The 496-nt window shown below is 59.3% G+C and carries 1 protein-coding gene; it reads left to right on the top strand.

All coding sequences use genetic code 11. From position 1 onward, the window contains the following. On the top strand, nucleotides 1-496 hold a 496-nt coding region (locus tag JT360_RS33330), incomplete at both ends, for an outer membrane protein (RefSeq protein ID WP_214477736.1).

Here is a 496-nt window from a genome sequence, read left to right on the forward strand (position 1 = left end):
TTGAGCCGGTGGGCGCCGCGCCGTACTCATGGACCGGCTTCTATGTCGGCGCTCAAGTCGGAGGCGCGTGGAATGACAGCCGTTGGTCCCCAGTTGGCGGTCTGGGCTTCGTTCCCTTTAATACAAACGGGTCTGGAGTCGTGTATGGCGGCCAGATCGGCTACAACTACCAGATAAACCAATTCGTCATTGGCATCGAGGGCGACTTCGCAGGCTCGACTGTCAAGGGCGACGACCAATGTTCCACCACCGCAGGCACGACCTGTGAGACCAAGCAGGACTATCTGGGTTCGGTGCGCGGACGCCTAGGCTACGCGGTTGACCGATTCCTAATCTACGGCGATGCTGGTGTTGCCTTCACCAAGTACAAATTCGCGGAGACCGACTTTCCGCAGTCGTTTGGTGGCGGGTCTCGGGTAGGCTGGACGGCCGGCCTCGGCGCTGAATACGCATTTACCGACCATTGGACCGCAGGCGTTGAGTGGAACTATTACGA

The sequence above is a fragment of the Mesorhizobium sp. dw_380 genome (genome assembly GCF_018588885.1).
GTDB lineage: Bacteria > Pseudomonadota > Alphaproteobacteria > Rhizobiales > Rhizobiaceae > Mesorhizobium.